Source organism: Nonomuraea sp. H19 (assembly GCF_052068215.1).
Lineage (GTDB): Bacteria > Actinomycetota > Actinomycetes > Streptosporangiales > Streptosporangiaceae > Nonomuraea.
Genome location: NZ_JBQHCV010000085.1, coordinates 1 through 5397 on the forward strand (window position 1 = coordinate 1; position 5397 = coordinate 5397).

Genomic DNA, 5397 nt, shown 5'->3' on the forward strand with positions numbered 1-5397 from the left:
AAGCCCTCATCGACGCCGTTACCGCAGGCCAAGGCATACACCTCTACCGCCCACCTTGATTCAACGGACTACCGCTAGTGCTGTGACCGCATAGGTTCGCCGGGTCGGCGGTCGTGGCGGTTGCATGTGCGGTGACATCCGATCCGACCGCTGGAGGCGCGGTGGCCGAGCCCGTCCGTGTACGCAGACTGACCGACCACGAGGGGCAGAAGCTGCAGCAGATCGTGCGCCGGGGCAGCACGAGTTCGGTGCGCTACCGGCGGGCGATGATGCTGCTGGCCTCCGCTGGAGGGGGCACCGACAGCGGATGATCAGGCGGATCCCGGCCGGCCCGCGGAGCGGGTGTGTGCGGCGCTGATGTGTCCTCAGACGCCCGCTTCCACCAGGTCGTCGGTATGGAAGGTGCGGCGGTAGGAGGCGGGTGAGACACCGAAGGCGGTGCGCATGTGGGCGCGCAGGGAGTTGGCGGAGCCGAAGCCACAGCGGTGGGCGACCAGGTCGATGGACAGGTCGGTGGTCTCCAGCAACTGCTTGGCCAGTTCCAGGCGTTGCGCGGTGAGCCACTGCACGGGGGTCATGCCGACCTCGTCGCGGAAGCGGCGGGTGAAGGAGCGCAGGCTCATCCGGGCGTGTTCGGCCAGGCGGTTCAGGGAGAGGGGTTCGCCGAGGTGTTCCAGGGCCCAGGCGCGGGTGGCGGTGGTGGTGGCGACGGTGGGTTCGGGCACCGGGCGGTCGATGTACTGGGCCTGGCCGCCGTCCCGCCAGGGCGGGACGACGCACATGCGGGCGGCGCGGTTGGCGGCGGCGGCGCCGTGGTCGCGGCGGATCATGTGCAGGCACAGGTCGACGCCGGCGGCGACGCCCGCGGAGGTCAGGACGTCGCCGTCGTCGACGAAGAGGACCTCCTCGTCGACCTTGACGCGGGGGTAGGCGCGGCGGAACTCGGGGGCGAGGTGCCAGTGGGTGGTGGCGGGCCGGCCGTCGAGGAGGCCCGCGGCGGCCAGGACGTAGGAGCCGGTGCAGATGGACACCAGGCGGGTGCCGGGCCGGATGCCGGCGATGGCCGCGGTGACCTCGGGCGGCAGCGGGCCGCCGCGGCCCAGCTCGGGCATGGCGTGCGTGGGCGGGACGATCACGGTGTCCGCGGCGGCCAGGGCCTCGGGACCGGCCGCGGGCTGCACGGTGAACCCGGCGTCGCTGAGGACCGGGGCGCCGTCGGCGGTGCAGACGGTGACCTCGTACAGCGGGCGTGAGCCGGCGTCCAGGACGCTGCCGAAGACGCGGGAGGGGATGCCGAGTTCGAAGGGCGGGACGCCGGGCAGGGCGAGGACGGCGATGCGGTGCCGCCCGGCCGCGTCGGCGCTCGGGTCGGGGCGGGGGTCGGTGCACGGCCACTGCATCTCGCTCATGGCCAGATCCTGTCACATAGTGGCCAGACGGCCAACACCATGGTGGGGGCGGGTGTCGGATCGTGGACTGCGTCGCGCCGGGAAGGGCCCGGGCGGCCGGTATCCGATCAAGACGGAAAAGAGTGAGGCGGACAGCATGCGTGCGGTGGTCGTGGAGCAGTGGGGCGGACCGGAGGTGCTCGTGGAGCGTGAGGTCGCCCGGCCCGAGCCGGGACTGAACGAGGTCCTGGTGCGGGTCCACGCGGCCGGTGTGAACCCGGTGGACTTCAAGACCCGGGCCAGCGGGGCCCTGATCGAGTGGGGCGAGGTCCCGGCGGTCGGCTGGGACGTCTCCGGCACCGTGGAGGCCGTCGGACCGGGCGTGGGGATGTTCCGCCCCGGGGACGAGGTGTACGGCATGCCGCTGTTCCCGCGGCAGGCCGGCGCCTACGCCGAGTACGTCGTCGCCCCGGCCCGTCACCTCGCGCCCAAGCCGGCGAACCTCACCCACGTGCAGGCGGCGGCGCTGCCGCTGGCCGCGCTGACCGCCTGGCAGGCCCTGGTGGACACCGCCGGGGTGCGCGCCGGTGAGCGGGTGCTGGTGCACGCGGCGGCCGGCGGGGTCGGCCACCTGGCCGTGCAGATCGCCAAGGCCCGCGGCGCGTACGTCATCGGCACGGCCAGCGCCGGCAAGCACGACCTGCTGCGGCAGCTGGGCGCGGACGAGGTGATCGACTACCGCACGGTCCGCTTCGAGGACGCCGTCGGGGACGTGGACGTGGTGCTGGACGGGCTCGGCGGCCAGAACGCCGAGCGGTCCCTGACGGTGCTGCGCCCGGGCGGCCGGCTGATCACCCTGCCCGGCCCCGACGACGTCCCCGCCGACGTCCCCGGCCACGTGCGGGCGGTGTGGATGCTGGTCGAGCCCGACCACCTGGGTCTGCGCGAGATCGCCGCCCTGGCCGAGCGGGGCGCGCTCACGCCCGTGGTCGAGACCGTCGTCCCGCTGGCCGAGGCCGCGAAGGCGCACGAGATCGGCGAGCAGGGCCGCACCACCGGGAAGATCGTCCTGAGCGTCGCCTGACGCCGGCCGCCCCGGCCGGGTCGGCTGCGGGCAGGTGGAGCGGGACCGGAGCCCCGGGACCGACCGGTCCCGGGGCTCCGGGCGCGGCCGAACGGGACGGGGCGGACCTGCGGGCACGGCCGGCTGCTGTGCCGTGACCCCGCTGACGCCATGTGCGGCGAACAGTTCGCGGGCTGCGGTCATGATGCGCTCACACTTGGCCTGCTTGGCCCGCTCGCGGCGCCCGATCGGCATGTGACCGCGTCCCATGGGACCTCCCTTGACAATAATCCTGAGCAGACTCATAATTGAGTGCAATCGGATTAATGGAGTGAGGCTAGGCCCCATGTCACGCCTTGGCTGATCTGGCCTCACGCCTGGATAAACAGGATGAAGACAAGGAGTAGCGCCCCATGCGAGCGTTCGTCGTCACCAAGTACAAGGAGTCGCTGCAAGAGGCGGACGTCCCCGAACCCACCGTGGGGGAGCACGACGTGCTCGTCCGGGTGGAGGCCGCCGGACTGAACCCGCTGGATGAGAAAATCCGCGCCGGTGAGTTCAAGCAGATCCTGCCCTACAAGCTGCCGCTGATCCTGGGCAACGACGTCGCGGGCACCGTCATCAGCGTCGGGACGGCAGTTCGCGGCTTCAAGCCCGGAGACGAGGTCTACGCCCGGCCCCACCAGGACCGCATCGGCACGTTCGCCGAGCGCATCGCCATAGCGGAAGGCGACCTGGCGCTCAAGCCCGCTTCCATCAGCATGGAAGAGGCCGGCTCGCTGCCGCTGGCGGCGCTCACGGCGTGGCAGGCGCTGGTGGAGCGCGGGAAGGTGCGGCCCGGGCAGAAGGTTCTCATCCACGCCGGCGCCGGCGGGGTCGGTTCGATCGCGATCCAGCTCGCCGCGCACCTCGGTGCGAGCGTCGCCACGACCGCCAGCGGTTCCAACGCGGACTTCGTGCGCGCGCTCGGCGCGGACACGGTGATCGACTACCGCACCCAGGACTTCGAACAGCTCCTGACCGGCTACGACCTGGTGCTGGACAGCATCGGTGGGAAGACTCTCGAGAAGTCCCTGCGGATGCTCAAGCCCGGCGGCAAAGCCATCGGGATCACCGGTCCCCCGGACCCCGCGTTCGCCCGCGAGGCCGGCCTGAACCCGCTGATGCGCCTGGCGGTCGCAGGCCTGAGCGGCAAGATCCGCAGGCAGGCCAAGAAGCTCGGCGTGACGTACGAGTTCCTGTTCATGCGCGCCAGCGGCGACCAGCTCCGCCAGATCACCACTCTCATCGACCAGGGCGCGGTGCGCCCGGTCGTGGGAAAGGTGGTCGGCTTCGACCAGACCCCGCAGGCGCTGCAGTCCCTGTCCCAGGGCGGCATCCGCGGCAAGGCCGTCATCGGCAGCAGCTGACCCGCCGCAACCGCGACGGGCGACACAGAACGCACGAGGACACCACCCATGTCTGTCGCCTCCCAGTCGGTCGGACGGCGCGAGCGGAACAAGCAGGAGAAACTCGACCGCATTGTCGCTGCCGCCAGTGAGCTGTTCGCCGAACACGGCGTCGATGAGGTCACGACCCAGCAGATCGCGGACAAGGCCGACATCGGCACCGGGACCCTGTTCCTTTATGCCAAGACCAAGGGCGAACTCCTCCTCCTTGTCCAGAACGCCAAGTACGTCGAAGCACTTGAGCAGGGCCGGGCGGACGCCGAAGCCATCCCCGGCGTGCTGGACGCGGTGCTGGCGATCGTCCGGCCGATCGTCGAGTGCAACCGCATCCAGATCGACAACGGACGCACCTACCTGCGAGAGATGGTCTTCGGCGACCCCGAGGAGCCCCGGCACGGCGCGGCACTGGCCATCGTCGCGCAGACCGAGGAGGCCGTCGCCGCCGTGCTGCGCCGAGACGATCGGGTCGCAGAGGGCGACGCCGCGACGCTGGCACACATCGTGTCCGCCGTGATGTTCCTCAGCATGGCGGCGGGCGTGAACATCGCCTTGAGCGTCGAGGAGATCGTGCAGGACATCCGGGGGCAGGTTGACGTCCTGCTGCCTCGCTGAAGCGCGGCCCCAGCCTCAGGCCCAGGCGACCATCCGGGTAGTCCTCGGCTGCGGCATGGCCCGAATCCCCAAATGGCAGGTCATCCGGCCGTTGCTACCCATACCGGCATGACTGGACGGGTGGGGCCCCGGCCGGAGGGCTACCGCCACCGCGTGCTGCTGGGATTCCGGAAATTGCCCACCTACGTGGCGTCGAGTCCCCGTCGCACAGTCCCTGTCCGCAGGATTCCGGGTCGAGGCCCGTGTGGTGCGGTCAGGGCTTTGTGGGTCGATTCAGCAGTTCAAGGGCGCCTTCGACGCGATGATGCCGTCCTACCGCGTCGTGCGTGGCGCAGGCGGCCAGGTCGGGGCGCTCGTAGGGTGGCGGCAGACATGGCAGTCGTAGGTGACCGCCCCACCACTCGAACGCCGCCCGGTCGTCCATGGGCGCATCACGCCAGTCCCGCCTGCCTCGCGCGAACCACAGGAAGTCGAAGTACGTGCGCAGGTCCCGGACATGGGCGGCCTGGGTGTTCCACGGCGAAGACGCCAGCCACACCGAGAAATACCGGTTCAGCGCCACGTCGTACACGCCCGCCGGACTGATCAGGAACGGCTGCCCCTCGGGCACCCCCAGATCATCCAACCCCTCACCGAGATCGGCCAACAGAGAGCTGAACTCCCGTGCTCGCCAACCGGTGATCGACATGACGCTGGACGATAGTCCGTGGACAGCTCAACAGCGCATAACAGAAGTGGACGGTTACCGCGCCCTGGCCGGCCGGTGGGCCGACGGCCGTGTCGCCCTACGGAGCCGCAACGGCAGCGATCTAGTGTTATACGCCTGAAATCCGTCGGTTAAGTTCGTACGCTGGCAGGTATGGCGCATTCAGGACCGCCGGCGGTG

5 protein-coding genes and 1 pseudogene are annotated in these 5397 nt (G+C 70.6%); 4 read left to right on the forward strand and 2 right to left on the reverse strand.

What is annotated here, in order from left to right:
- Positions 1-161 precede the first annotated feature (161 nt).
- A pseudogene (locus ACTMTI_RS56390) lies at positions 162-299 on the forward strand (IS630 family transposase); the annotation flags it as partial.
- Positions 300-365: 66 nt separating this feature from the next.
- Here the strand turns inward: ACTMTI_RS56390 and ACTMTI_RS56395 are convergent.
- Positions 366-1400, reverse strand: a complete 1035-nt coding sequence (locus ACTMTI_RS56395) for a GlxA family transcriptional regulator (RefSeq protein ID WP_042494272.1) — start codon at positions 1398-1400, stop codon at positions 366-368.
- A 145-nt stretch (positions 1401-1545) separates the two neighbouring features.
- On the opposite strand from ACTMTI_RS56395, the gene ACTMTI_RS56400 reads away from it, so the two are divergent.
- The 3 genes from ACTMTI_RS56400 to ACTMTI_RS56410 all read left to right on the forward strand — a co-directional run bounded on the left by ACTMTI_RS56400 (position 1546) and on the right by ACTMTI_RS56410 (position 4511).
- Positions 1546-2472 (forward strand): NADP-dependent oxidoreductase, encoded by a 927-nt coding sequence (locus ACTMTI_RS56400; RefSeq protein ID WP_010982638.1) that lies wholly within the window; start codon positions 1546-1548, stop codon positions 2470-2472.
- 392 nt (positions 2473-2864) lie between these two features.
- Entirely contained in the window at positions 2865-3860 is a 996-nt protein-coding gene (locus ACTMTI_RS56405) for an NADP-dependent oxidoreductase (protein ID WP_441129323.1), read from the forward strand.
- Between the two features lie 48 nt (positions 3861-3908).
- Positions 3909-4511, forward strand: coding sequence for a TetR/AcrR family transcriptional regulator (locus tag ACTMTI_RS56410; protein ID WP_441129324.1), 603 nt, complete (start codon positions 3909-3911; stop codon positions 4509-4511).
- Positions 4512-4764: 253 nt separating this feature from the next.
- Here ACTMTI_RS56410 and ACTMTI_RS56415 read toward each other — a convergent pair whose 3' ends face one another.
- Positions 4765-5199: a hypothetical protein gene (locus ACTMTI_RS56415; RefSeq protein WP_441129325.1), complete on the reverse strand. Its 435-nt coding sequence runs from the start codon at positions 5197-5199 to the stop codon at positions 4765-4767.
- Between the last annotated feature and the right edge of the window lie 198 nt (positions 5200-5397).

Coding starts and splice junctions, on each gene's coding strand:
- ACTMTI_RS56395 (WP_042494272.1), bottom strand. CDS start 1,400: ATGCAGTGGCCGTGCACCGACCCCCGCCCCGACCCGAGCGCCGACGCG.
- ACTMTI_RS56400 (WP_010982638.1), top strand. CDS start 1,546: ATGCGTGCGGTGGTCGTGGAGCAGTGGGGCGGACCGGAGGTGCTCGTG.
- ACTMTI_RS56405 (WP_441129323.1), top strand. CDS start 2,865: ATGCGAGCGTTCGTCGTCACCAAGTACAAGGAGTCGCTGCAAGAGGCG.
- ACTMTI_RS56410 (WP_441129324.1), top strand. CDS start 3,909: ATGTCTGTCGCCTCCCAGTCGGTCGGACGGCGCGAGCGGAACAAGCAG.
- ACTMTI_RS56415 (WP_441129325.1), bottom strand. CDS start 5,199: ATGTCGATCACCGGTTGGCGAGCACGGGAGTTCAGCTCTCTGTTGGCC.